Source organism: Microbacterium sp. Mcb102, assembly GCF_024519805.1.
Classification (GTDB): Bacteria; Actinomycetota; Actinomycetes; order Actinomycetales; family Microbacteriaceae; genus Microbacterium.
In genome coordinates this window covers 299,385-324,373 of record NZ_JALJRG010000003.1, presented here as the reverse complement: position 1 = coordinate 324,373, position 24,989 = coordinate 299,385, and the positions used below count along the sequence as shown (strand labels likewise).

Genomic DNA, 24,989 nt, shown 5'->3' with positions numbered 1-24,989 from the left:
ACTTCACCCCACAGCGACGACGCGGACCGGGCGTCGTCGCCACTCACCATGCCCCGGTCAGAGACGAAGGAGTCGAGATGATGCATGAGGATGAGGCCCGCCCGCAGATGCTGCCGGCGCTCAGCCGAAGGAACTTCCTGGTCGGTGCGAGCGCCGCCGCGGCACTGCTCGCCATAGGGAACGCGGGGGCGTCGCCCGCGCTGGCGACATCGGCCGGCACGGTGTTGCCGCTCGTCGCGCCGCTCCCCGCCGGGCAGCCGGTGCGCTCCCAGTTCGCCCCGAACGAGCAGGTGCTGGCCGCCTACCTGATGATCGTCGCCCCGCTCGCCAACAGCGTCCGGGACGTCGCGCCGAACTACGGATGGATGGAGGACGGCTGGTGGCGCACTCCGAACCAGCCCTACAACACCCGCATCATGGAGCATGTCGCGACGCTCTCGTGGTTCTACGCCAACGACCGCCCGTGGAACCCGTACTACCGTGACCCCGCTCTCCTCGGACGGCTCGACGCGGCGCTCAGCCACTACCTCTCGCTGCAGCACGCCGACGGCTCGTACCCGGAGTACTCGCCGACCGAGCATCACCTGTCGCCGACCGGATTCGGAACCGTGGCGCTCGCCGCGGTCCTCCGGGACCTTCGCGCCGCGGGCGAGCTCCACGACCGCCGTCTGCAGATCCGCGACGCCATCCGCAAGAGCTCGGCCTGGCTCGTGGACACCTCGCGTCCGCATTGGAATCGACCGGTGCAGTTCGCCAATCAGGTGGTCGCCGGCCTCTCCGGAGTGGTCGAGGCGGCGCACATCCTCGGCGAGCCCGCGGTGAGCGCCTCCGTTCCGAACCGGCTGCAGATCATCCTGAAGGACGGCCAGGCTCCGGCCGGGTTCTTCCACGAACCCGTCGCGCCGGATGCCGGATACAACTTCGACGTGATGCTGCCCGATCTCGGCGCCCTCTACAAGCGGCTGCCTGACCCGTCGATCATCCAGCTGGCGGAGCGGTTCGCCGCGTGGTGGGGGTACGTCGTCGTCATGGAACCCGGGCGGAACGAAGGCTTCATCCTCTCCGGGACGAGTGCGCGCAACATCGTCGCGACGTTCGTCACCACCCCCGTGGACGATCTGGATCGCAGCGCCCTCGCGCGGACGCTGCTGCCGCACGTGCCCGCGCTGCGTGCCTTCTACGCGAGCGCGGAGGAGAAGACGCAGGCGCGAAACGCGTGGGGCTCGTCCTCGGCACCCGTGTCCCCGAGACAGAAGCAGGATTCGTCGCCACGGCTGCACATGCATGTCCCGCAGGCGCCGATCGGGGTGCCCGCGGCGCAGCGCGACGCCCAGGTCGCCGCGCTGCGGTATCGGGCGGAGAGCACGTTCACCGAGCTGCGCAAGGGCACCCTCGATCAGCAGTATGTGTTCGTCCGCCGCCCCGGCTACTACACCGCTGGCCTTTACGGCGTGCGGCAGAACTCGCTCCAGCGGATGGGGACGAACGCGTTCTGGCACCCCGTCGCGGGCATGCTCGCCCTCACCGTGAACAGCACGGGGCCGGATGACTGGACGACCGTCGCGGACACGGTCGGGACGGCCTCATCGCGGGGCCCGGTGACGGCGACGCATCATGCCGGCTCCACTGCATCGGGCACCGTGATCCCGGCGGATGCGCTGACGGGATACACGGGTACCTTCACCACCAGGTACGTGACCGCGGACGGCGCCGTCACCACGGATGTGACCCATCGCCCGGATGGGATCAGGCGTGCGCTGACGACGCCGGGAGCGTCACGCGAGCGCATCCCGCTCATCATCGGCACCGACGATCAGGTGGTCTTCGCCAACGGCACGCCGGCGCCGTACGGACAGGAGACCATCACGGTCACCCGAGGGATCACGGTCACTCGAGGCGGCATGAGGTTCATCATCGACTGGGGTGTGGACCGCGAAGCGAAGTACGCGCCCATGGATCGGTCGTACCTCGGGAACCGAACGCACCGGATCCTCACGATCAGCTTCGCGAACTCGCTCGCCGTCGACTTGAAGGTCGTGCCGGCGGTCTGATCCCCGGGTCCGCGTCGGTGCCGGTGGTTCCGCGGCGCCGACGCGGGCCGGCGGCGTCGCCCCCGTCCGGCTCAGGACCGCACGAGCCGCGCGATCGCGTCCGACGCTTCCTTGATCTTCGCGTCGGCGTCGTCGCCGCCCATGCGGGCCGCGTCCACGACGCAGTGCTTGAGGTGGTCGTCGAGAAGGCCGACCGCCACCGCCTGCAGTGCGCTCGTGAGCGCACTGATCTGGGTGAGGATGTCGATGCAGTACTTCTCGTCGTCGACCATCTTCGTGATCCCGCGGGCCTGACCCTCGATCCGGCGCATCCGGTTCAGGTACTTGGTCTTGTCGGTGATGTAGCCGTGGGTGTGTTCGTCGGCCGTCGCTTCGGGGGTCATCTCTGCTTCCTTCGTCGCATGATCGGGTCTCAGCGGCCGAGGACGGCGCGCGTGCTCGCTTCGGGGGTGATGTCGATGCGTCTGAGCAGCTGGGCGTTCAGCGCGACGACGACGGTCGACAGGGACATCAGGATAGCCCCGACCGACATGGGCAGGACGAATCCGATCGGCGCCAAGACGCCGGCGGCGAGCGGAACCGAGAGCAGGTTGTAGCCGGCCGCCCACCACAGGTTCTGCTTCATCTTCCGGTACGCGGCTCGGGACAGCTCGATCACGGAGACCACCGACCGCGGGTCGGAGCTCGCGAGGATCACGCCGGCCGAGGCGATGGCGACATCCGTTCCCGCGCCGATCGCGATGCCCACGTCGGCCTGGGCGAGGGCGGGAGCGTCGTTGACGCCGTCACCGACCATCGCGACCTTCTTGCCCTCGGCCTGCAGCTCGGCGACCTTCCTCGACTTGTCCTCCGGTCGCACGCCGGCGAAGACTCGGTCGATGCCGAGCTCGGCGGCGACCGACTCGGCGACGGCCTGGGCATCGCCGGTGATCATGACGACCTCGACGCCGAGCCGGTGCAGGGCGTCCACGGCCTGCTGCGATTCCGGCCGCACCTCGTCGGCGAGCTTCAGTCCGCCCACGACCTGACCGTCGATCACGACGTGCAGGATGATGGCACCCTCGCCGCGCCACTGATCCGCGGCCGCGATCTCCTGCCCGCCGACCTCGTCGAGGAGCTTCGGGCCGCCGACGCGGACCTCGCGGCCGTCGACCGACGCCGTCACGCCGACCGCGGGCGACGAGGTGAAGCCCGATGCCTTCGCGAGAGTCATGCCCTTCTCCTGGGCAGCCCGCACGATGGCGCGGGCGAGCGGATGCTCGCTGTCGGCCTCGGCGGAGGCGGCGAGGGCGAGCAGGCTGTCGGCGTCGATGTCGCCGGTCGGCTCGACGGCGGTCACCGTCGGCGCACCCTTGGTGAGCGTGCCGGTCTTGTCGAAGAGCACGGCATCGACCGTGCGCATGCTCTCGAGCGCCAGGCGGTCCTTGATCAGGACTCCTCCGCGGGCCGCGCGCTCGGTCGCGATCGACACGACCAGCGGGATCGCGAGGCCCAGTGCGTGCGGGCAGGCGATGACGAGGACGGTGATGCTGCGCACCACGGCGGCATCCGGGTTCCCGACGAGGGTCCAGACCACGGCGGTGAGGGCGGCTGAGAGCAGCGCGAACCAGAACAGCAGCGCGGCGGCGCGGTCGGCGATGCGCTGGGCGCGCGAGGAGGAGTTCTGCGCTTCCGTGACCAGTCGCTGGATGCCGGCCAGGGCGGTGTCGTCGCCGGTGGCCGTGATCTCGACGCGCAGGCCCGAGTCGGTGGCAACGGTTCCCGCGGTGACGGTGTCTCCTGTGGCCCGGGTGACCGGTCGGGATTCGCCGGTGACCATGGACTCGTCCATGGCCGCGGTGCCGTCGATGATGCGGCCGTCGGCAGGGATGCTTCCGCCGGGACGGACGACCACGACATCGCCGACGACGAGATCGGCGGGAGAGACGGTGACGACGGTGTCGCCCTCGACGCGCTCGGCCTCATCCGGCAGCAGGGCGGCGAGCGAGTCGAGTGCCGATGTGGTCTGCGCGAGCGACCGCATCTCGATCCAGTGCCCGAGCAGCATGATGACGATGAGGAGTGCGAGCTCCCACCAGAACTCGAGCTCGTGATGGAGGAGCCCCAGCGTCGCGCCCCACGAGGCGAGGAACGCCACCGTGATGGCGAGGCCGATGAGGAGCATCATGCCCGGCTTGCGCGACTTGAGCTCGCTGACGGCGCCGGTGAGGAAGGGCCAGCCGCCCCAGACGTACATGACCGTGCCCAGCACCGGCGCGATGAACCGCGCCCACCCGGGGACCTCGTAGCCGAAGATCATCGCGAACATCGGCGAGAACGCCACGACGGGAACCGCGATGACCAGGTTGATCCAGAACAGGCGCCGGAACTGTCCGACATGGTCGCCGTGCCCTGCGTGCCCGCCGTGACCCCCATGACCGCCGTGCCCCTCGTGATCGCCAGGGCTCTCGTGGCCGCCGTGGTTCTCGTGGCTGCCGTGATTCTCGTGCGCAGCCTCCGGGGCGTCCAGCGAGTGCGCGGGCGAGTGGTGGTGCGCGTGCGGATCGGTCATGGGGTCATCCTCTCTCAGGCCATGTGGGCGGCGTACTTGGCGGGATCGGAGTCGAAGGCCGGGCCGCATCCGGCGCAGCAGAAGTAGTACCGCTCGCCCTCGTGATCGCGGAAGAGGCCCGCCGCCTCTGCGGCCTTCTTGCTGACCGGGTTGCCGACCATGACCGGGCAGGTCGTCAGGTCGTCACTCGCACCGCCGGCCAGCAGGTTCGCGCGTCCGTTTCCTGCGGCGGCGGGGTTCGGGGCACTGATACTGCAACAGCTGGCGGGTGCCTCGGTGTCGTTCGTCATGCGGGGTGATCCTCTCTCATTCTTCGGTGGGGGTCGGTGGTGGGGAAGGGGCGTCAGGGCTTGGCGATGCTCTTGAAGCCGCGCAGGCGCAGGCTGTTGCCGACGACGAAGACGCTCGAGAGCGCCATCGCCGCACCGGCGAGCATCGGGTTCAGCATCCCGAGCGCCGCGACGGGGATCGCCGCGACGTTGTAGGCGAAGGCCCAGAACAGGTTGGTCTTGATGGTTCCGAGGGTCTTGCGCGACAGTCGGATCGCGTCGACGGCGCTGCGCAGGTCGCCGCGCACCAGGGTGATGTCGGATGCTTCGATCGCGACGTCCGCTCCGGTGCCCATCGCGAGACCGAGGTCGGCCTGAGCGAGGGCAGGGGCGTCGTTGACGCCGTCGCCGATCATCGCGACCGTCTTCCCCTCGCGCTGCAGTCGGGTGACGACGTCGACCTTGTCCTTCGGGAGGACCTCGGCGATGACCTCTTCGATGCCCACCTCGGCGGCGATCTGACGGGCGACCGCCTCGTTGTCGCCGGTGAGCAGGATCGGGGTCAGGCCGATCGCCTTGAACTGGGCGATCGCCTCGGCGCTGCTGGGCTTGACGGTGTCGGCCACCACGAGGATGCCGCGTGCCTGACCGTCCCAGCCGACCGCGACGACGGTCTTGCCCTCGCCCTCGGCCCGCGCCTTGGTCGACGCGAGCTCGCGGCTCAGCTTCTGCGACCACTCGGCGAGGAGCGAGTCGCGGCCGACCAGCACGGCGTGGCCGTCGACGACGCCCTGCACGCCCTTGCCCTCGATGTTCGCGAAGTCCTCGGGCGTCGACAGTGCGCCGACCTCCTGAGTGGCGCCCTTGGCGATGGCCTGCGCGATGGGGTGTTCGGACGCATCCTCCAGTGCGCCCGCGAGCCGCAGCAGTTCGGCGCGATCCGTGCCCGCCTCGACGAACACGTCGACGAGGGTCATCCTGCCGGTCGTGACCGTTCCGGTCTTGTCCAGCACGACGGTGTCGATCTTGCGCGTGGACTCCAGAACCTCCGGGCCCTTGATGAGCACACCCATCTGCGCGCCGCGTCCGGTGCCGACCAGCAGCGCGGTGGGGGTGGCGAGACCGAGCGCGCACGGGCAGGCGATCACGAGCACGGCGACGGCCGCCGTGAATGCCGCGGTCACCGGGAATCCGGCACCGAGCCAGCCGCCGAGCGCCACGACCGCGATCACGATCACGATGGGGACGAACACGCCGGAGATGCGGTCGGCGAGCCGCTGCACCTCGGCCTTCCCGGTCTGCGCGTCTTCGACGAGCTGCGCCATCTGCGCCAGCTGCGTGTCCGAGCCGATGCGGGTCGCCCGCACCACGAGTCGACCGCCGACGTTCGTCGTGGCGCCGGTGACGGAGTCGCCCTCGGCCACTTCGACCGGCACGGCCTCGCCCGTGAGCATGGATGCATCCACGGCCGACGTCCCGGAGACGACGATGCCGTCGGTGGCGATCTTCTCGCCCGGACGCACGATGAACTCGTCGCCGACCTGGAGGTCCTCGACGGGGATCTTCGTCTCGACGCCGCCGCGCAGGACAGCCACTTCCTTCGCTCCGAGTTCGAGGAGAGCACGCAGGGCGGCACCCGCCTGCTTCTTGGAGCGCTTCTCGAAGTAGCGCCCGGCGAGGATGAACATCGTCACCCCGGCACCCACCTCGAGGTAGATGTTGGCCGCTCCGTCGGAGGGAGCCAGCGCGAACTCGAAGGGGTGCGTCATGCCCGGCGTGCCCGCGGTTCCGAAGAACAGCGCGTACAGCGACCACAGGAACGCGGCCGAGGTGCCCATCGAGATGAGCGTGTCCATCGTCGCGGCGCCGTGGCGGAGGTTCGTCCACGCGGCCTTGTGGAACGGCCAGGCCGCCCAGATGATCACGGGTGCGGCCAGGGCGAGAGAGGCCCACTGCCAGTACATGAACTGCAGCGCGGGGATCATCGCCATCGCGATCACGGGCACCGTCAGCACGACGGCGCCGATCAGCCGGTTGCGCAGCGAGCGCAGCTCCGGATCCTCGCCCTCGGCGTCACCGGTCGACCCCTCGTCGGCGCGCTTCTTCTTCGGCGCCGGCAGTGCGGCCGAGTATCCGGTCTTCTCGACCTCGGCGATCAGCAGTGCCGGGTCGTAGCCGTCGGGAACGGTGACCTTCGCCTTCTCGGTCGCGTAGTTCACGGTCGCGACGACGCCCTCGAGCTTGTTGAGCTTCTTCTCGATCCGCATCGCGCAGGAGGCGCAGGTCATCCCGCCGATCTCCAACTCGACGCCGGACCCCACGCTCGAGGGTGCTGAAGTGCTCATGTCCTTCTCTTTCTGCTCTGACTGTTGCTCGGGGCCGTGGCGGATGGCCGGCGGCCGGGCGTCGTGCGAGGCTCAGTGGCCGTCGTCGTGCGAATCGTCGTCGGGTGCCGGTGCGTCCCCTGCCGGGGTGGCATCGAGCACGAACTCGGCGGTGTGCACCGTGCCGTCGACCTGGAAGTCCAGGTACAGCAGGTAGCGGCCGGCGGTCGGGGCCTCGGCGGCGAACGCGATCTCCGGACCGGAGGTCTCTCCGGCCTTCGGCTCGTCACCCGCGGCATGCACGTGCAAATAGGCGAGGTCGCCCTCGCGCAGCGCGACCAGGTGGCCGAACGCGCCGAGATACGGCTCCAGGCCGGTCACGGGAGTGCCGTCTTTCGTGAGGGTGAAGGTCAGGTCGCTCGCCGATCCGGCTTCGAGCGCCCCGTCGAGCGACACGGTGAAGCCGTCGACCTCGGCGACCTGCGTCGGCGCGGGGGTCACGGGCGTGAACTCGCCGGCGACCTGCACGGTGTGCGTGAGGGTGAGCGAGGGGGCGTCCGGGCCGGCCGGCGTGAAGTCGGCGAAGACGCGGTAGGTGCCGGCGGCGTCCCATTCCCACGGCAGCGACCACGTGCCCGTGGCTTCGTCCAGGGTGGGGTGCACGTGACGGAACTGACTTCCGTCTGAGCGCACCACGATCAGGTGCAGGTCCTTGTCGTGCGCGGTCGTGTACTCCGTGACCGGGGTGCCGTGCGCGTCGCGGATCTGGAAGCTCAGCTCGCCGGGATCGCCCACCCCCGCCGGTGCCGCGACCGGGGACAGTGCGTATCCTTCGAGGCTCAGTGAGAGACCCTTCAGGGTGGTGGCTGCGGCGCTCGCCGCATCGTCCGTGGTCGCGGCCGCGCCGTGTGCCCCGTGCTTTTCCATCTCTGTACCTTTCGTCCACTCATTGACAACGGTCGGGGGGATGATGGCCTGGGCGAGGCCGAATGCCGCGCCGAACGCCACCACCACCCCCGCCCCGTACAGGGCGAGCCGCGCCCCGGCGTTCATGCCTTCCGCACCGCCGAGTACCCGGCCTCGGCGACGGCGGCCAGGATCTGCGCGTCATCGACGGAGTCGGAGCCGGTGACGAGGAGCACGCCCGTCTGCGCACTCACCTGGATGTCTTCGACGCCCGGGACCTCGGCGACCTCTTCGCGGACCGACATCTCGCAGTGTCCGCAGGTCATTCCGGTCACCTGGAATTCGTTCGTGGTCATCGCGTATCCTCTTCTCGATCAGTACCCGTACCGGGTATCAGTGATAACGGTATACCCATGAGGGGTATTCCTCAACCGGCCGGATCCGTTGTGCGGACCCGGCCGGTACTGGTCAGGGGTCACTGGTCGTCGTCGGAGAGCCGGGGATCAGGCCGATACTGACTCCTCGGAGACGAAGGCCGATGCGCGCGGCTTCCTCATGGCGATCGCGGTGATGATCGCTCCCAGCAGCGCGAGGATCGCCGCGCCGATGAACGCGGCGGAGTAGCCCTGCGTGAGCTCGACCGTGGTGGAGTCGTGGCCGGCGATGCCGTAGACGATCGCCGTGAGCACGGCGAGGCCGAGCGCGGATCCGATCTGATAGCTCGTGCTGACGAGGCCCGAGGCGACGCCGGTCTCGGCCGGAGGCGCTGCGTTGATGGCGGTGCCGAGCGACGGGACGAAAGCCAGCGACATGCCGAGAGCGGCGAGCAGCGAGGCGGGCAGGACGTCGACGGCGTAGGAGCCGTCGGGACGGATGAAGGCGAGCCACGCCAGTCCGCCGGCCAGCAGGAGCAGTCCGCTGACGATCAGCGCCTTGGCGCCGAACCGCTCCTGAAGTCGGGGTGCCAGCGCGATCATGACGAGCACGACCAGTCCGGTCATCGGCAGCAGTGCGGCGCCGGCGGCGAACGCGCTCGCGCCGAGGACCTGCTGCAGGTACAGGTTGAGGAAGAACCACATCGACACCCAGGCGGCGCCGAGCATCAGCTGGGCGACGTTCGCTGCTCCGAGCAGCGGGGCGCGCAGCAGGCCGAGGCGCAGCAGCGGGTTGCGGCTGCGGGCCTGGATGAGGAAGAAGATCAGCAGCAGGACGATGCCGGCCGCCAGCATCCCCAGGGTCGACCAGGTGAGCCAGCCGATCTCCGGTGCGTTGACGACGGCGTAGACGACGGCCGCGAGTCCGAGGGTCACCGTGACGGCTCCGCCGATGTCGATGGAGCCCGACGCCTTGCGGACGGTGCGGGGGAGGGCGGTGCCGGTGAAGGCGAGCACCAGGAGCGCGATCGGCACGGTGACGTAGAACACCCACGGCCAGCTCACGTACTCGGTCAGGACGCCGCCGAGGAAGACGCCGGCCGTGCCGCCGATGGGTGCGGCCGCTCCGTAGACGGCGAACGCCTTGGGGAGGTCGGAGGTTCCGCCGAACAGCATCATGAGCAGAGTCAGGGCTGCGGGGGCGATCATCGCGGATCCGGCACCCTGGATGGCGCGTCCTGCGATCTCGACGCCGACGGTGCCGGCGGCTCCGGCCATGATCGAGCCGACGATCAGGACGAGCCAACCGAGCACGAAGATCTTGCGCGCGCCGAAGGCGTCGGAGAGGCGGCCGCCCAGCAGCAGCAGTCCACCGAAGGCGACGACGTAGGCGTTGAACACCCACGAGAGCGACTCGGGGGTGAAGCCGAGATCCCTCTGGATGTCGGGCAGGGCGACGCCGATGATCGACGTGTCCATGATCACGACGAATTGCGCGGTGGCGATCAGCACGAGGCCGAGCCAGCGCTTCGCGGGTGACAGGGGTCTGGATGTGGACATGGTCGTTCCTCCTGGAAGCTCGCCGGGATGTCCGGGTCGCGGTGTAGCCTATACCTATAGGGGGTAGGGGTAGCAACGCGGAGCGGGTCTCAGAGAAGGCACGGGAGAACGAGAAGAGCGGCGGAAAGATCACTTTCCCGCCGCTCTTCGTGATGCCTCGGGCGACCTCCCCGGGTCAGCCGGGAGCCAGCGTGGCGAGCTCGCCGAGCAGGGGCGGATCCGCGCCCGGCCGGGAGACGGTGACCGCTGCGGCCCGCGCGCTGAAGCGGAGGAGCTCGGCCAGGCAGCTGCCGTCGATGCGGCGCAGCTTCTCGCGCGATTCCGCGGAATCGAGGCCGAGATCGAGGAGGCCGTGGATGAGCGCGCTCATGAAGGTGTCACCCGCTCCGACCGTGTCCACGACCTCCACCTGCCGGCCGGGGACATGCGTCACGCCGTCGCGGGTCACGGCGAAAGCTCCGCTCGCGCCCTTCGTGACCACGATCACGGACGGCCCCTGCTGCAGCCATGACCGGGCCACGTCGAGGAGGTCGATGCCGGGATACAGCCACGCGAGATCCTCGTCGCTGGCTTTCACGAGGTCGGCGAGGCCCACGAAGCTCTCCACGTCGGCGACGGCCCGACGGCGGTCGGGGAGAAGTGCTGGACGCACATTGGGGTCGTACGTGATCAACGATGTCTCCCGCATCGCCGTGAGATGCGCGCGCACGACCGCGGCCCCGGGATCCATCAGAGCGGCGATGGAACCGGTGTGCACGATTCCGGCGCGGTCGCCGTGGGCCGGCGCGGCCTCATCCAGGGACCAGGAGATGTCGAACTCGTAGCGAGCCGAACCGGAATCGTCGAGGTGTGCGGTCGCCGTCGCCGTCCGCGTCGTCGCCGAAGAGGTGACCCGGACTCCCGCCTTCGTCAGCCACTCGCGCACCTGCTGGCCGTGCGGATCGTCTCCGAGCTGGGTCAGGAAGTGCGCGGTGTCGCCGAGGCGACCGAGGGCGAGGGCGACATTGGCGGGGCTCCCGCCCGGGCTCTCGTCGATGCGCCCCTCTCCGCGATGGACGACATCGACGAGAGCTTCTCCGATGACGAGGACGTGACGGCTCATGAACGCCCGGTGGGCGTCAGGAAGGAGAGGATGCTCTGCGGTTCCACGATCCTCGGCACGAGCGCGGCGTTGAACGCGCGCCCGGCCTCCGCGCCGAGGTGCGCGTCGAACGCCTCCCGGTCCCGATACCGCTCGAAGACGACGAAACGGTGCGGGTCCTCGGCTCTGCGGTAGACCTCGAAGGTCTCGTTGCCGGGTTCGGCCCGCACGCACTCCGCATACTCCTGGATCAGGGCGTCGACCTCGTCGGCCGCGGCGGGCAGCGCCGTGAACTCGGCGGAGAGGACGACCTGGCTGTCGCTCATGCCTGGGCTGCTCCCGTCATGATGGCCACGGCATCCGTCATGCTGTGCGACTGCGGCGTGATGGTCGCGGCCTTCTTGCCGAGGCGCTGGATGTGGATACGGTCGGCGACCTGGAACACGTGCGGCATGTTGTGGGAGATGAGGATGACGGGCACGCCGTTGCCTCGGAGGTTCTCGATCAGCTCGAGCACCTGGTTCGACTCGCGCACACCCAGTGCCGCGGTCGGCTCGTCGAGGATGACCACCTTCGAGCCGAAGGCCGCCGCTCGCGCCACGGCCACGGCCTGACGCTGACCGCCGGAGAGGTTCTCGACCGAGACGGTCACGTCCTGCAGCGTGGAGATCCCGAGCTTCAGCACCTGGTCGCGGGCATCCTTGCGCATGCCGGCGGTGTCGAGCGCGCGGAACACGGAGCCGAGGATGCCGGGCTTGCGGCGCTCGCGCCCGAGGTACAGGTTGGCGGCGACGTCGAGCGCGGGGGAGACGGCGAGGTTCTGATAGACCGTCTCGATCCCGGCGTTGCGCGCATCCTGCGGCCCCTTGAACTGCACCGGCTGTCCGTCGAGGAGCAGCTGTCCCTCGTCGGGGATGTACGCGCCGGTGAGGCACTTGATCAGTGTCGACTTGCCGGCGCCGTTGTCGCCGATGATCGCGAGGACCTCTCCGGCGTGGAGCTGCAGGCTCACGCCGTCGAGCCCGACCACGCGGCCGAAGGTCTTCACGAGGCGCTTGGCCTCGAGCACGGGAACGCCGGTGGGTGTCGGTGCCGGCGAGAGGGCTTCCGCTGTCTGGCTCATTTGCGTACCTTTCGGATCCACTGGTCGATGGCGACCGCGACGATGACGAGGATGCCGATCGCGAGGGTCTGGTAGAGACCGTCGACGCCGGCGAGGAAGAGGCCGTTGCGGAAGACACCGACGATGATGGCGCCCAACAGCGTGCCCCAGATGATGCCGCGACCACCGAACAGCGAGGTCCCGCCGATCACGACGGCGGTGATGGAGTCGAGGTTGAGGTCGGCGCCGGCGTTGGGGCTGGCTGCTCCCGATCGGCCGATCTGGATCCAGGCGGCGACGGCGAGGATGGCGCCGGCCGTGATGTAGACGCTGAAGAGCACCTTCCTGGTCGAGATGCCGGCGAGGCGCGCGGCATCCGCGTCGTCGCCGACGGCGTACACGTGGCGACCCCAGGCGGTGCGGCCGAGGATGTACGCGACGAGGGCGTACAGCGCGAGCATGATCAGTACGCCCACCGTGAGGCGGACGTCGCCGATCGGCAGCGCGGTGGCTGTCCAGGTGAGCAGCTCGGGCATGTCCGACTTCCGGATCGTCTGGCCGCCGCTGTAGAGCAGTGTCAGGGCGATGAAGACGTTGAACGTGCCGAGGGTCGCGATGAACGGAGGCAGCTTCACGCGGGTGACGAGCAGACCGTTCAGGGCTCCCGCGGCGAGGGCGGCGATGAGTCCGGCGAGCAGGGCGATGGGCGCGGGGAGGCCGTTGTTCGCGGCGGTCTGCGCCATGACCATCGAGGTGCCGATCATCAGCGCGCCCACCGAGAGGTCGATGCCCGCGGTGAGGATGATCAGGGTCTGCGCGATGGCGACGGTGCCGACGACCGAGACCTGGTCGAGCACGAGAGAGAGGTTCGCTGCGGCGAAGAAGCGGGGGTTGATCGCGCCGAACACGATGACCGCGATGACGAGCACGACGGCGGGACTGATCGCCGGGTATCGGTGCAGGACGCCGCGGACGCGATCCACCGGCGTGCGGTGGTCGAGGAACTCGGCGGCGAGATCCAGAGAGGATGTGGGGGCTGTTTGCGTCACGATGTCACTTCCATAGGTCGTTCCGGGGATGCCGCGGACCGGTGTGCGGCCCGCGGCATCCGCAGGAGTACTGCTTACTCGCCGCCCCAGCAGATGCCGGAGGCTTCGGCGGTGTCGATCGACTTCACGCCGTCGACGGGCTGGTCGGTCACGAGCTCGACCCCGGTGTTGAAGAAGTCGAGGCCCTCGGAGTTCTCCGGCTTCGTGCCGTCGTTGACGAGGTCGACGATCGCCTGGACGCCGAGCTCGGCCATCTTCACCGGGTACTGCTGGCTCGTCGCGTCGATGATCCCGTCCTCGACCTGACCGACACCGGCACAGCCACCGTCGATCGAGACGATCAGGACGTCGTCCTTGCTCTTCCCCGCGGCCTCGAGGGCCTGGTAGGCGCCGTAGGCGGCCGGCTCGTTGATCGTGTAGACGACGTTGATGTCGGAGTTCTTGGCGAGGAGGTTCTCCATCGCGGTGCGCCCGCCGTCTTCGGCGCCCTGCGACGCCTCGTTGCCGACGAGCGTGTACGAGCCGCCCTTGCCGCCGCTGTACGAGCCGTCGGATTCCTCGTCGCCGTTGACCTGGTCGTCGCCGAGCTCGATGCCCATGCCGTCGAGGAAGCCCTGATCGCGGTTGTAGTCCACGCTCACGGCCTTGTCGTCGAACAGGTCGATCATTCCGATCACGGCGTCTTCACCGTCGAGCGTCGCCGCGGTCCACTGGCCGATGTACTGGCCGGCGAGGAAGTTGTCGGTCGCGAACGTGATGTCCACGGCGTCGGCGGGGTCGGGCGCGGTGTCGAGGGCGATCACGAAGATCCCCGCGTCGCGGGCCTTGTCGATCGCGTCGAGCACGGCCGGGCCGTTGGGGGTGATCAGGATGCCCTTGTCGCCCTTGGAGATCGCCGCCTCGATGGCCTGGATCTGGGTGTCCTCATCGCCGTCCTCCTTGCCGGCGGCGAGGGTGAGCGAGACGCCGTCCTTCTCGGCCGCGGCCTTGGCGCCGTCCTGCATCGCCACGAAGAACGGGTTGGAGTTGGTCTTCACGATGAGCGAGACGCCGATCGTGTCGTCGTCGGAACCGCCGCCTCCGGCGTTCGTGCCGCCGGAGCAGCCGGTCAGCGTCAGTGCAAGACCTGCCGACACCGAGACCGCGGCCAGAACGGCGCGGGTGAATCGGGGGGTGTGCTTCGTCATTGAGTTCCTCTCGGCCGTCGTCGCCCGGTTGACAACGATGTCAAGGGCAGTTCTAGTCGATCGCTCAAGTAGAGTCAAGTCACCCTTCAGGAAATGAGACTCAAGCGTGACATCGATGTCGACAACCCCGGCACACCGGCCCCGCGCGACGATGAAGCACGTCGCCGCGCTCGCAGGCGTCGGCGTCAAGACGGTGTCCCGCGTGATCAACGACGAGCCGAACGTGACCGAGGCCACCGCGGAACGGGTGTGGAACGCGGTTCGCGAACTCGACTATCAGCTCGATCTGCAGGCGGGGAGTCTGCGGCGTGCCGATGGGCGCACCCGCACCCTGGGGCTCCTGGTCGGAAGCGTGGACAACCCGTTCGCCGGCGCCATCCATCGGGCTGTGGAAGACATCGCGTCGGCCCGCGGCGTCGCCGTCTTCGCCTCGAGCATGGATGACGATGCCGGGCGGGAGTCGGAGGCCGTGCGGGCGTTCCTCCAGCGCCGTGTCGACGGGCTGATCCTCACCACGGCCAGTGATCACCCCGAGTATCTGCCCCTACTCCGCGAGCGCGGTCTGCCCGTCGTCTACGTCGACCGCGAGCCGGTGGAGCCCGAGGTCGACAGCGTCGCCAGCGACAACCGCGCGGGGGCGGCGGCCGCGACCGCGCATCTGCTCGCGCACGGGCATCGGCGCATCGCGCTCCTCACCGACCGACTCGACCTCATCACCGCCCGCGAGCGTCGGCAGGGCTACTTCGATGCGCTCGCCGAGGCAGGCGTGCCGGTGGCGGAGGGACTGATCGTCACGGGCCTGCGCGACGCGGAGGATGCGCAGGCCGCACTCGCGCGCCTCCTCGCTTCGGATGCCCCGCCCACCGCGGTCTTCAGCGCGCAGAACCTCATCACGATCGGGGCCGTGCACGCCCTCCGCGCCGCCGGTCTCTCCCGGTCGACCGCCCTCGTCGGCTTCGACGACGTCGCGCTCGCCGACCTCATGGATCCGGGTGTGACCGTGGTCGCGCAAGACCCGCAGCGCATGGGAACTCTCGCGGCCCAGAGGCTGTTCGCCCTCCTCGGTGACGACGACGATGCCCCGGCGAAGACCGTCGTCCCGGTCGCGCTGATCCCGCGAGGAAGCGGCGAGATCGCTCCGCAGCCGACCTCCTGATCGCTGTTGCGCTTTCCGACGGCGACCCCCTAAGCTCCTGCATCAACGGTTGACATCGATGTCAATCCCCTGATCGCACGAAGGAGAGCGAACCGTTGCCTGAACCCAGACGTCCGCGTCGGACGCAGTCCCGCATGCCCGGAAGCATCATCATCGGCGGGGCGGTGAGCGCGATGCTGGCCCTCGGCTGCGTGCTCCCCGCAGCGGCCGCCGAACCTCAGCCGGGGGATGAGCAGTACCGTCCGCTGATCCACTTCTCGCCCGAGAAGAACTGGATGAACGACCCGAACGGCATGATCTACGTCGACGGCACGTATCACCTCTTCTTCCAGCACAACCCGGCCGGAACCCGGTGGGGAAACATGAGCTGGGGGCACGCCACATCGTCGGATCTGCTGCACTGGGAGGAGCAGCCGCTGGCGATCGGGCAGACGTTCGATGAGGCGGGGGATTCCATCGAGGACATCTTCTCCGGTTCGATCGTCGTCGACGAGGACAACTCCGCCGGCTTCGGCCCGGCCGGATCGAAGCCGCTCGTCGCGATCTACACCTCCGCGTACACGGCCAAGCACCCGGAGCATGCGGGGCTCCAGGCCCAGTCGCTCGCGTACAGCCTCGACGACGGACAGACCTGGACCAAGCACGACGGGAACCCCGTGCTGGATCGGAACTCGGCGAACTTCCGTGACCCGAAGGTGTTCTGGTACGACGGCCCGGCCGGTTCGTACTGGGTCATGACCGCAGTCGAGGCGCTCGACCACAAGGTGGTCCTGTACAAGAGCACCGACCTCAAGTCGTGGGAGCACCTGTCCGACTTCGGACCCGCGAACTCGACGGCCGGAATCTGGGAATGCCCCGACCTGTTCGAGCTGCCGGTCGACGGCGACCCGGAGAACACCAAGTGGGTCATGGTGGTCAACCTCAACCCCGGTGCGGTCAACGGCGGGAGCGGAGGGCAGTACTTCGTCGGCGATTTCGACGGCGTGACCTTCACCTCCGAGACCACCGACGGTCCGGGGGAGCTGCCGGCGGGCACGACGTTCGCGGGCTTCGACGACGGCGACTACGACGGCTGGACCGTCTCCAACGAGCCCGGGAACTGGGCGAACGGGCCGTGGGGAAGTGTGCCGGCCGCGGGTGCCTTGGAGGGCCAGAGTCCGGTCACGGGCTTCGTCGGGGAGGGGCTCGCGAACAGCTTCCTCGACCACGACTGGGCGATCGGAACCCTGGAGTCGCCCGAGTTCACCGTCGAGGACGACTACATCAACCTGCTCGTCGGCGGGGGCAAGCATCCTCATGTGCCGGGTGGCCAGATCGGCAATGAGCCACCCGAGGGGCGCACGATCTTCGACTTCGAACTGCCCGAAGGGGAGACGTTGCAGAGCACGGGCTGGGAGCTCACGGGCGACTTCGCCGTCGATCCGGCGCGGAACCCCGCGACCCAGGGCGGGGAGTACTACCTGGGCCAGAAGCGCGTGAACACCTTCGAGGGCGGCCCCAGCGGCGACGCGAACGTCGGCACGATGACCTCGCCGGCCTTCACGATCGACGGCGACTACGCGTCGTTCCTGATCGGTGGCGGTCGTCGGGACGACGGAACGCTCCAGGCGGAGCTGGTCGTCGACGGCGAGGCGGTGCGCACCGCGACCGGACGCGACGGCGGTGAGCTCGACTGGGTCTCCTGGGACGTGTCCGAGTTCGACGGTCGCGACGCGCAGCTGCGCATCCGCGACGAAGCCACCGGCGGGTGGGGGCATCTGACCTTCGACCAGCTCGTGATCGGCGACGAGGAATCGAGGAAGCGGTCGAACGAGACGAGCGTGAACCTGATCGTCGACGGCGACGTGGTGCGCAGCGCCACCGGCTCGAACAGCGAGAACCTCGACTGGGCGTCGTGGGACGTCGAGGAGTTCCGGGGCAAGCAGGCGACGATCCGCGCCGTCGACAACAACCGGCAGGGGTGGGGGCACCTCCTGTTCGACCAAGTGACCTTCTCGGATGCACCGGTCCCGACCGCGCTCGAGGGCTACGACTGGCTCGACTGGGGACGCGACTACTACGCCGCGGTGTCGTACTTCGGCACGCCGTCCGGATCCCGGATCATGCAGGGCTGGATGAACAACTGGGACTACGCCGGTGACATCCCGACCTCGACGTGGCGCGGCTCGATGAGCCTGCCGCGAGAGGTCGTGCTCACCGACACGGCCGAGGGGCCGCGTCTGCGCCAGCAGGTGGTCTCGCAGATCGACGGGCAGCTCGACACGAAGGCGGCCAAGACCCTCAGCGATGTCGCGGTCGATGGTGACACGGCACTCGGGCTGGCCGCCGAGGTGGCGAAGCTCGACGTGACGCTGCGCCCGGGCGATGCGGATGCGGCGGGGATCACGGTGTTCTCCGACGGGAAGAAGGGAACGCAGATCGGCTACGACACCCGATCCGGCAGGCTCTTCGTCGACCGGACGAACTCCGGCAACGTGGGCTTCCACCCGTCGTTCCCGTCGATCTCGGACGCTCCGCTCGCGCTCGATGACGACGGCACGGTCACACTCGAGGTCTACCTGGACCGGGCATCGGTCGAGCTCTTCACCGACGACGGGATGCTGTCGATCACCGATCAGGTGTTCCCCGAGGCGGGTGCCACGACCGTCTCCGCTTGGTCTCGCGGTGGCGCGGCCACCATCGAGGACATCACGGTCACCCCGCTCACGCCCACCATGTGGCAGGTGCCCGATCCCGTCGAGGAGGCGGCGATCACGCTCAGCAGCAAGACGGTGAAGGCCGGTGGCACGGTCACCGTCTCGGGTACCGGGTTCGAGCCCGGGGCCGATGTGAAGCTCGAGCTCAGGTCGGATCCCGTCCCGCTCGGGGCGGCCACGGCCGACGCGAACGGAGACCTCCGTCGGCAGGTGACGATCCCCGCGGCCACGCCGGTCGGGGCGCACACGCTCGTCGTGCTGCGCGCGGATGGCGCCGAGCTGTCGGCGCCGCTGACGGTCACCGCGCGAGACGGCGGGGGTGGTGTCGGTGGCGGAACCGGGGGTACCGGTGGCGGTGCGGCCGTGGATCCGGGCGGCGACGGCAGCGGATTGCCGGGCGGTCTGGCGAACACCGGTGCCGAGCCGTGGCTGCTGCTGGCGGCCGGTGTCCTGACCGTTCTCACCGGTGCCGCACTCCTGCGGCATCGCCGCCGGAGCCGCCTCCGCTGATGCCGAGTCGGCGTGTGGGGCGCAGTGCATCTGCGTCCCACACGCCGTCGGGCTGCGGCGCTCCGGTCAGATCGTGCAAACGATCCTCGACGCGAGGTCACTCGCTGGGCGGCTCGGTCTGACGATTCTGGCGCGGAATCCATACTTTCCGGATGATGATCAGAATCGACGCCGTCAGCGGGATGGCGACGAGTGCCCCGAGCAGTCCCAGGAGTGTGGCGCCGATCATCGCCCCGATGATCACCAGCACTCCGGGCACCGCCGCTGCCTTGCCCATGATGCGCGGCGTGACGACGTACGCCTCCACCTGGATGTAGACGAGGTAGCACACCACGAAGACCAACGCTGCCGTCGGGCTGACGAGCAGCGTCGCGACGCCGCCGATGACCAGGAACACGAGGGAGCCGATCATCGGGACCAGGGTGACGAAAAAGGCGACGATGGCCATGACCGCGGGCACGGAGGAGCCGACGGCGAGTTGGATCACGAACACCACGAGCGCGTTGATGGCCGACAGCGTGACGCCGCCCGCGACGACCGCCCCGACCGACTGCGTGATCTCGTCCAGGAGAGCGACGAAGCGGTCTCGCCGATACAGCGGGATGAGATTCGCGATCGCCCCTCGAATGCTCTGCAGGGAGGAGATGAAGTACAGGGTGAGCACGACGACCATGATGAAGCTCGAGATCGCGCCGATCACCCCGAATCCCGCTTTCAGCACTCCTCCGGAGATCGCGAGGAAGGAGGAGAGCGTGGTGAGCGACCGCAGGCCGTCGGCGATGAGGGCGGAGAGGTCGACGCCGAGATTCGCCTCGAGCGAGAGGTACCAGCCGCTCTGCTGCACGGCGGCGATGGTCTCAGGGGCGGCCTCGATCGCCGCGGAGACCTGACGGACCGTTGCCGGGACGAGGATGAGCAGGATCGCCGCGACGACTCCGAGGAAGATGACAGCGACGATGGTGACGCCCGCCCCGCGGCTCAACCCTCGACGTTCGAGGGCACGCACGGCGGGATCGAGGCCCAGGGCCAGGAACATGCCGAGGAAGATGGAGATGAGAACCGTCGAGACACCGGCGACGGTGGCGGCCAGCGCGATGGCGAGGAGGACGCCCACCGCGACGGAGAAGCCGGAGAGCAGCGGCTTCGCGGGGAGCACGAGCTGAAGCCGCGGAGCTCGCCGTCCGCGCTCTCGGTCCGCGCTCAGCCCGGATTCCCTCTCGTCCATACGTGCACGCTACGCGCGGACCACGGCGCTCACGTGTGCCCCCTCACCCGTTCCTGGTGACCGCGGGGACACAGTCCTATACTCGCTGACACGCGTCCGCACGGGCCGGGCACGACCTCTTCCGCAGATCAGACACCACTTCACCACGATCAGACGCATCGGGAAGGTTGGCGAAACTATGGGCAATGAAGCAGCAGGTCAGGACAGACCGCACGGTGTGCCGCGTCGTGCCCTCCTGACGGGAGCAGTGTGGTCTGTCCCTGTGATCGCGATCGCGGCGGCGACGCCGCTCGCCGCGGCATCGACGGACGCGCGCGGCCGGTTCGTGATCGAGTCGATGCTCGGCGGCACGTGGGTGAATCCGCAGTACTACGGTGCGTCGATCCAACTGCGCAACGACGACACTCAGGCGTCCACACTCCCTGTGGAGCCGATCACCAGCGGCATCGTCGTAGTGACCTTCGCCTCCGTCGATGTCGGTGCGGTGCAGCCCGCCATCATCGCCAATGCAGGCGGAAGCAGTCCCGTCGTCGGGGCACTCCCTGCGACCGACCCGACGTGGACATCGGTCGGCGCGAGTGACAACGGCGATGGCACCGTCTCCTACACGTTGGCCTTCGCCGGGTCGCTCGCCGGGCAAGGCGTGACCAATGTCAGCTTCGGTGTCCTCGGCTCGACCCCGCTGCATTCGGGCATCTCGGTTTCCGTCCAGGCCACGGGTTCGCCCACCGACGGATCGACGAGTTCCCGCACCGTGACCCTGTTCTGACGGAGACACCTCGTCGGGCGTTCACCCCGCCGGGGTGAGCAACCGCTTTCGCCTCCGCGGCGCTTGGCCGAAGATCAAGGCCATGCAGACGGAAGCCTCGGATGAACCGGTCCGCACGACCCGGGTTCTCGACATCATCACCGTCGTTCTGCTCTCGGTGACCGCGGTCCTGACAGCGTGGTGCGGATTCGAGGCCTCGAAGTGGGGCGGCGAGATGTCCATCGCCTTCAGCCAGGCATCGAGTGCGCGAGTCCAAGCAGCCTCGGCACAGTCGACGGCTCAGGCCGCACGTCAGTACGACCTCACGCTCTACACCGAATGGGTGCTCGCCGACGAAGAGGGGCGTGACGACCTGGTGCGGTTCATCGAAGAACGCTTCACCGAAGAGTTCGCGGTCGCGTTCGACGCGTGGACAGCCGAAGGGCGCACCGCCCGCGGTCCCTTCGTGATGGACGAGTACGTGCCGCCCGGCGCGGTCGAGTCCGAAGAGCTGAGCGCCCGCGCCGATGCGAAATTCGACGAGGCCCTCGCCAACAATCAGCGCGGCGACGACTACTCCCTGCTCACGGTCCTCTTCGCCCTGGTCCTGTTCTTCGCCGCGATCTCTCAGCATCAGGCGGTCCCGTGGAGGCGCTGGGTGTTCCTCGGTTTGAGTGGGGTCATCGTCATCGGAGGAATCGCGACACTGCTCACCTTTCCGATCAAGATCTGACGGAGATCTTCGGGTCACCCCATCGGGGTGATGTGACCTTCCGGCGCTGCGCCCGCTGTGGCTAGCGTCGCCCGTGGTGGCGGGCTCACCGCCCCATCTCGAAACGGGGGTATCGGTGTGGCTGAGGACTTCAACGGCAAGATCGCGCTCGATGTGCGGGACTCGGTACCGGACTGGGAGCCGTACCTCTTGCCGGCCGCACCGGAGAACGCTCCGAATGTGCTCGTGATCCTCTACGACGACACCGGGATGGCATCGTGGTCGCCCTACGGTGGCCGGATCAACATGCCCACGCTCGACCGGCTTGCCGCGAACGGCCTCACCTACACGCAGTGGCACACCACCGCGCTGTGCTCACCGACTCGTTCCGTGTTCCTCACGGGGCGCAACCACACGCGCAACAGCATCGCTTCACTGATGGAGTCGACGAACGGTTTCCCCGGCAACTCGGGGCGGATTCCGGATGATTGTGCACCGATGGCGCACATCCTGCAGGACAACGGCTATTCGACGTTCTGGCTGGGTAAGGACCACAACGTGCCGGAGCAGGACAACGCTGCCGGCGGCAGCCGCAGGCAGTGGCCGTTGCAGATGGGCTACGACAGGTTCTACGGCTTCCTCGGCGGAGAGACGAACCAGTGGTACCCCGACCTCGCCGAGGACAACCACTTCATCGAGCAGCCGTACACGCCGGAAGAGGGGTATCACCTCTCCAAGGACCTCGCGGATCAGGCGTTGCAGATGCTGCGCGGCCAGCAGGCGACCAATCCGTCCAAGCCCTGGTACATGTGGTTCTGCCCCGGGGCGAACCATGCGCCGCATCAGGCGCCGCAGGAGTACATCGACAAGTACAAGGGCGCTTTCGACGAGGGATACGACGCCTATCGCGAGTGGGTGCTCGGCCGCATGATCGACCGCGGCATCATGCCCGCGGACACCGAGCTGACGCCGTTCAATCCGATGCCGGAAGCTCAGGCGAACGCTGCCGACCACGTCAAGCCCTGGGACACGCTCAGCGAGGATGAGAAGAAGCTGTTCCGCCGTATGGCAGAGGTCTTCGCCGGATTCAGCGAATACACCGACGCGCAGATCGGGCGGATCGTCGACTACCTCGAGGAGACCGGCCAGCTCGACAACACGATCATCTTCTATTGCGCCGACAACGGCGCATCCGGAGAGGGGTCGTCCGACGGTTCCGTGAACGAGAACAAGTTCTTCAACAACTACCCCGACGATCTCGCAGAGAACCTCACCCGTATCGACGACCTCGGCGGCCCCGAGGCCTACAACCACTACCCGACGGGCTGGGCGGCAGCATTCTCCACCCCGTTCCCGATGTTCAAGCGCTACAGCCAGTACTCCGGCGGCACCTGCGATCCGATGATCATCCACTGGCCTGCAGGCATCAAAGCCAGGGGCGAGATCCGCCACCAGTACCACCATGTCACCGACATCGTGCCCACGATCCTCGACGTGGCGGGCCTCGAGATGCCCGAGGAGTATCGGGGGGTCGAGCAGGAGCCGCTGCCCGGCGTCTCCATGCGGTACTCGTTCGACGCCGCCCCCGACGCGCCCACCCGGAAGAAGCGCCAGTACTACAACATGATCGGCACCAGAGGGCTGTGGCAAGACGGATGGAAGGTCGCTGCCACGCACGCCCCGATCACCGGACACGGCCACTTCGACGAGGATGAGTGGGAGCTCTACCACGTCGACGAAGACCGTTCGGAATCGAAGAACGTCGCCGCGGACCACCCCGAGAAGGTCAGAGAACTCGTCGACGCCTGGTTCGAAGAAGCCGAAGTCAATTACGGGCTCCCCATCGACGACCGCACCGCGATGGAGCAACTCACCATCGAGCGCCCCTCGTCCGAGCCCCCACGCCACCGCTACATCTACTACCCCGACAGCGGGTCGGTCCCCGAGGGCGTCGCCGTGAACATGCGGGGTCGGTCATTCAAGATCATCGCGGACGTCGACATCGAAGACGACGCCGAGGGCGTGGTCTTCGCCCACGGATCGCGCTTCGGCGGACACGCCCTGTTCATCCAGGACGGAAGACTGCACTACGTCTACAACTTCCTCGGCATCCAGCCGGAACAGACGTTCGTCTCGGAGAAGCTCACCTCGGGAAAGCACTCCGTCGGCATGGAGTTCATCCGCGAGGGGGCAGGCGAGTACAAAGAGTCCGTCGGCACCACGACCCTCTACGTCGACGACCAGGCGGTCGCGACCGGACCGATGCGCGCCCAAGTCGGAAAGTTCACGTTGTGCGGTGACGGCCTGTGCATCGGATACGACAGCGCCGACTCGGTGAGCCGCTCCTACCGGTCACCCTTCACCTTCACAGGCGGAACGATCCGCGGCGTGGCCGTCGACGTGAGTGAGGAGCAGTACCTCGACCTCGAACTCGAAGCGCAGGCCGCCTTCGCGCGGGAGTAGGGCGCTCCCGCTCTGGACATCACATGTGGAGGGACTGACGGGAATCGAACCCGCGCTATCTGCTTGGGAAGCAGAAGTTCTACCATTGAACTACAGTCCCGAACCCGCCCGAGAGCAGGTGAGGGCAAGCCTACCTGGCACACGGGCGTTGGCCAAAGTGCGACTCAGCGTCGCGCGTCGACCAGGCGCTGTCGCTGGCTCCCGAGTCCGTCGATGCCGATCTCGACCACGTCGCCGGCGCGCAGGTAGGGGAAGCGTCCGGAGAGCGCGACTCCCTGCGGGGTGCCGGTGTTGATGAGGTCGCCGGGCTCGAGCACGAGGTACTGCGACAGGTGGTGCACGATCTGCGCCACGGTGAAGATCATGTCGGCGGTGTTCGAGTCCTGACGGGCCTCGCCGTTCACCGTCGACCAGAGCCGCAGCGCCTGGGGGTCGACCTCATCGGCGGGGACGAGTACCGGGCCGAGCGGGTTGAAGGTCTCGGCGTTCTTGCCCTTCGACCACTGCCCGCCGGACTGCTCCACCTGGAACGCGCGCTCGGAGACGTCGTGCGAGACGACGTATCCGGCCACGTGCGCGAGCGCCTCCTCCGGGCTCGCGAGGTAGCGGGCGGTGGTGCCGATCACGACGCCGAGCTCGACCTCCCAGTCCACCTTCTCGGCTCCCGGCGGGATGAGCACGTCGTCGAACGGGCCGACGATCGTGTTCGGGTGCTTGTGGAAGAGGATCGGCACCGTGGGCGGGGCGTCGCCGGATTCCGCGGCGTGCGCGGCGTAGTTCTGTCCGATGCACAGCACCGCCATCGGGCGCGCGATCGGCGCACCGACGCGCAGTGCCTCGGCGCCGTCGAGCAGGGGGAGCGTGCCGGCAGTGAGCGCCTCCCGCGTGCGGGTGATCCCGTCGCGGGCGAGGAACGCGCCGTCGATGTCGCCGGTGAGAGGCGTCAAGTCGTGGATGCGACCGTCGTGGCGCACGGCCGGTCGTTCGGCGCCGGCCGCGCCGAGTCGGAGGAATTCCATGTGTCG

Annotated in this window: 20 protein-coding genes and 1 tRNA gene; 6 read left to right on the top strand and 15 right to left on the bottom strand. The window is 68.4% G+C overall.

Annotation, left to right across the window (positions count from 1 at the left end; genetic code table 11):
- Positions 1-77: 77 nt before the first annotated feature.
- Positions 78-2,051 carry a twin-arginine translocation signal domain-containing protein gene (locus OC372_RS10470; protein WP_262001913.1) on the top strand — a complete coding sequence of 658 codons (1,974 nt, stop codon included), beginning with the start codon at positions 78-80 and terminating at the stop codon, positions 2,049-2,051.
- Positions 2,052-2,122: 71 nt separating this feature from the next.
- Here the strand turns inward: OC372_RS10470 and OC372_RS10465 are convergent, their stop codons facing one another.
- The 12 genes from OC372_RS10465 to OC372_RS10410 form a co-directional block, all read right to left on the bottom strand.
- Positions 2,123-2,434, bottom strand: coding sequence for a metal-sensitive transcriptional regulator (locus OC372_RS10465; protein WP_029264439.1), 312 nt, complete (start codon positions 2,432-2,434; stop codon positions 2,123-2,125).
- Between the two features lie 29 nt (positions 2,435-2,463).
- A complete protein-coding gene (locus tag OC372_RS10460; RefSeq protein WP_262001912.1) occupies positions 2,464-4,602 on the bottom strand; it encodes a heavy metal translocating P-type ATPase in 2,139 nt (712 codons plus the stop codon).
- A 14-nt stretch (positions 4,603-4,616) separates the two neighbouring features.
- Positions 4,617-4,892, bottom strand: coding sequence for a YHS domain-containing protein (locus OC372_RS10455; protein WP_262001910.1), 276 nt, complete (start codon positions 4,890-4,892; stop codon positions 4,617-4,619).
- 53 nt (positions 4,893-4,945) lie between these two features.
- A complete protein-coding gene (locus OC372_RS10450; RefSeq protein WP_262001908.1) occupies positions 4,946-7,216 on the bottom strand; it encodes a heavy metal translocating P-type ATPase in 2,271 nt (756 codons plus the stop codon).
- A 72-nt stretch (positions 7,217-7,288) separates the two neighbouring features.
- The gene (locus tag OC372_RS10445) at positions 7,289-8,248 is read right to left on the bottom strand and encodes a heavy-metal-associated domain-containing protein (RefSeq protein ID WP_262001906.1); all 960 of its coding nucleotides are present in this window, start codon (positions 8,246-8,248) and stop codon (positions 7,289-7,291) included.
- Entirely contained in the window at positions 8,245-8,457 is a 213-nt protein-coding gene (locus OC372_RS10440) for a heavy-metal-associated domain-containing protein (RefSeq protein ID WP_091032028.1), read from the bottom strand. The genes OC372_RS10445 and OC372_RS10440 overlap by 4 nt, the downstream gene beginning before the upstream one ends.
- Before the next feature lie 147 nt (positions 8,458-8,604).
- Entirely contained in the window at positions 8,605-10,035 is a 1,431-nt protein-coding gene (locus tag OC372_RS10435; protein ID WP_262001904.1) for an MFS transporter, read from the bottom strand.
- Positions 10,036-10,210: 175 nt separating this feature from the next.
- Positions 10,211-11,137: a carbohydrate kinase family protein gene (locus tag OC372_RS10430; RefSeq protein ID WP_262001902.1), complete on the bottom strand. Its 927-nt coding sequence runs from the start codon at positions 11,135-11,137 to the stop codon at positions 10,211-10,213.
- Entirely contained in the window at positions 11,134-11,442 is a 309-nt protein-coding gene (locus OC372_RS10425) for a putative quinol monooxygenase (protein ID WP_262001900.1), read from the bottom strand. Before OC372_RS10425 ends, OC372_RS10430 begins: the two co-directional genes overlap by 4 nt.
- The gene (locus tag OC372_RS10420; RefSeq protein WP_262001899.1) at positions 11,439-12,239 is read right to left on the bottom strand and encodes an ATP-binding cassette domain-containing protein; all 801 of its coding nucleotides are present in this window, start codon (positions 12,237-12,239) and stop codon (positions 11,439-11,441) included. Before OC372_RS10420 ends, OC372_RS10425 begins: the two co-directional genes overlap by 4 nt.
- Positions 12,236-13,267, bottom strand: a complete 1,032-nt coding sequence (locus OC372_RS10415; RefSeq protein ID WP_262001897.1) for an ABC transporter permease — start codon at positions 13,265-13,267, stop codon at positions 12,236-12,238. Before OC372_RS10415 ends, OC372_RS10420 begins: the two co-directional genes overlap by 4 nt.
- A gap of 74 nt (positions 13,268-13,341) precedes the next feature.
- Positions 13,342-14,454, bottom strand: a complete 1,113-nt coding sequence (locus OC372_RS10410; protein ID WP_262001895.1) for a substrate-binding domain-containing protein — start codon at positions 14,452-14,454, stop codon at positions 13,342-13,344.
- A 115-nt stretch (positions 14,455-14,569) separates the two neighbouring features.
- Here OC372_RS10410 and OC372_RS10405 point away from each other — a divergent pair, with 115 nt between their 5' ends.
- Together OC372_RS10405 and OC372_RS10400 are read left to right on the top strand one after the other, a co-directional pair.
- Positions 14,570-15,610, top strand: coding sequence for a LacI family DNA-binding transcriptional regulator (locus OC372_RS10405; RefSeq protein WP_262001893.1), 1,041 nt, complete (start codon positions 14,570-14,572; stop codon positions 15,608-15,610).
- Positions 15,611-15,744: 134 nt separating this feature from the next.
- A complete protein-coding gene (locus OC372_RS10400) occupies positions 15,745-18,816 on the top strand; it encodes a GH32 C-terminal domain-containing protein (protein WP_410054859.1) in 3,072 nt (1,023 codons plus the stop codon).
- Positions 18,817-18,913: 97 nt separating this feature from the next.
- Here the strand turns inward: OC372_RS10400 and OC372_RS10395 are convergent, their stop codons facing one another.
- Positions 18,914-20,041 carry an AI-2E family transporter gene (locus OC372_RS10395; protein ID WP_262001891.1) on the bottom strand — a complete coding sequence of 376 codons (1,128 nt, stop codon included), beginning with the start codon at positions 20,039-20,041 and terminating at the stop codon, positions 18,914-18,916.
- Positions 20,042-20,303: 262 nt separating this feature from the next.
- Here OC372_RS10395 and OC372_RS10390 point away from each other — a divergent pair, with 262 nt between their 5' ends.
- The 3 genes from OC372_RS10390 to OC372_RS10380 all read left to right on the top strand — a co-directional run bounded on the left by OC372_RS10390 (position 20,304) and on the right by OC372_RS10380 (position 23,964).
- The gene (locus OC372_RS10390; RefSeq protein ID WP_029264449.1) at positions 20,304-20,810 is read left to right on the top strand and encodes a hypothetical protein; all 507 of its coding nucleotides are present in this window, start codon (positions 20,304-20,306) and stop codon (positions 20,808-20,810) included.
- Positions 20,811-20,892: 82 nt separating this feature from the next.
- A complete protein-coding gene (locus tag OC372_RS10385; protein WP_262001888.1) occupies positions 20,893-21,522 on the top strand; it encodes a hypothetical protein in 630 nt (209 codons plus the stop codon).
- 117 nt (positions 21,523-21,639) lie between these two features.
- Complete coding sequence (locus OC372_RS10380; RefSeq protein WP_262001886.1) at positions 21,640-23,964, top strand: sulfatase-like hydrolase/transferase; 2,325 nt, start codon at positions 21,640-21,642, stop codon at positions 23,962-23,964.
- Positions 23,965-23,990: 26 nt separating this feature from the next.
- On the opposite strand, the gene OC372_RS10375 is transcribed toward OC372_RS10380, so the two are convergent.
- Positions 23,991-24,064: transfer RNA gene (locus tag OC372_RS10375), tRNA-Gly, on the bottom strand.
- 64 nt (positions 24,065-24,128) lie between these two features.
- Positions 24,129-24,983 (bottom strand): fumarylacetoacetate hydrolase family protein, encoded by an 855-nt coding sequence (locus OC372_RS10370; RefSeq protein ID WP_029264452.1) that lies wholly within the window; start codon positions 24,981-24,983, stop codon positions 24,129-24,131.
- Positions 24,984-24,989: the final 6 nt, after the last annotated feature.

Bases quoted from the DNA above. Each gene is read 5' to 3' on its own strand.
- OC372_RS10470 (WP_262001913.1), top strand. From the start codon at position 78: ATGATGCATGAGGATGAGGCCCGCCCGCAGATGCTGCCGGCGCTCAGC.
- OC372_RS10465 (WP_029264439.1), bottom strand. From the start codon at position 2,434: ATGACCCCCGAAGCGACGGCCGACGAACACACCCACGGCTACATCACC.
- OC372_RS10460 (WP_262001912.1), bottom strand. From the start codon at position 4,602: ATGACCGATCCGCACGCGCACCACCACTCGCCCGCGCACTCGCTGGAC.
- OC372_RS10455 (WP_262001910.1), bottom strand. From the start codon at position 4,892: ATGACGAACGACACCGAGGCACCCGCCAGCTGTTGCAGTATCAGTGCC.
- OC372_RS10450 (WP_262001908.1), bottom strand. From the start codon at position 7,216: ATGAGCACTTCAGCACCCTCGAGCGTGGGGTCCGGCGTCGAGTTGGAG.
- OC372_RS10445 (WP_262001906.1), bottom strand. From the start codon at position 8,248: ATGAACGCCGGGGCGCGGCTCGCCCTGTACGGGGCGGGGGTGGTGGTG.
- OC372_RS10440 (WP_091032028.1), bottom strand. From the start codon at position 8,457: ATGACCACGAACGAATTCCAGGTGACCGGAATGACCTGCGGACACTGC.
- OC372_RS10435 (WP_262001904.1), bottom strand. From the start codon at position 10,035: ATGTCCACATCCAGACCCCTGTCACCCGCGAAGCGCTGGCTCGGCCTC.
- OC372_RS10430 (WP_262001902.1), bottom strand. From the start codon at position 11,137: ATGAGCCGTCACGTCCTCGTCATCGGAGAAGCTCTCGTCGATGTCGTC.
- OC372_RS10425 (WP_262001900.1), bottom strand. From the start codon at position 11,442: ATGAGCGACAGCCAGGTCGTCCTCTCCGCCGAGTTCACGGCGCTGCCC.
- OC372_RS10420 (WP_262001899.1), bottom strand. From the start codon at position 12,239: ATGAGCCAGACAGCGGAAGCCCTCTCGCCGGCACCGACACCCACCGGC.
- OC372_RS10410 (WP_262001895.1), bottom strand. From the start codon at position 14,454: ATGACGAAGCACACCCCCCGATTCACCCGCGCCGTTCTGGCCGCGGTC.
- OC372_RS10405 (WP_262001893.1), top strand. From the start codon at position 14,570: ATGTCGACAACCCCGGCACACCGGCCCCGCGCGACGATGAAGCACGTC.
- OC372_RS10400 (WP_410054859.1), top strand. From the start codon at position 15,745: ATGCCCGGAAGCATCATCATCGGCGGGGCGGTGAGCGCGATGCTGGCC.
- OC372_RS10395 (WP_262001891.1), bottom strand. From the start codon at position 20,041: ATGGACGAGAGGGAATCCGGGCTGAGCGCGGACCGAGAGCGCGGACGG.
- OC372_RS10385 (WP_262001888.1), top strand. From the start codon at position 20,893: ATGCAGACGGAAGCCTCGGATGAACCGGTCCGCACGACCCGGGTTCTC.
- OC372_RS10370 (WP_029264452.1), bottom strand. From the start codon at position 24,983: ATGGAATTCCTCCGACTCGGCGCGGCCGGCGCCGAACGACCGGCCGTG.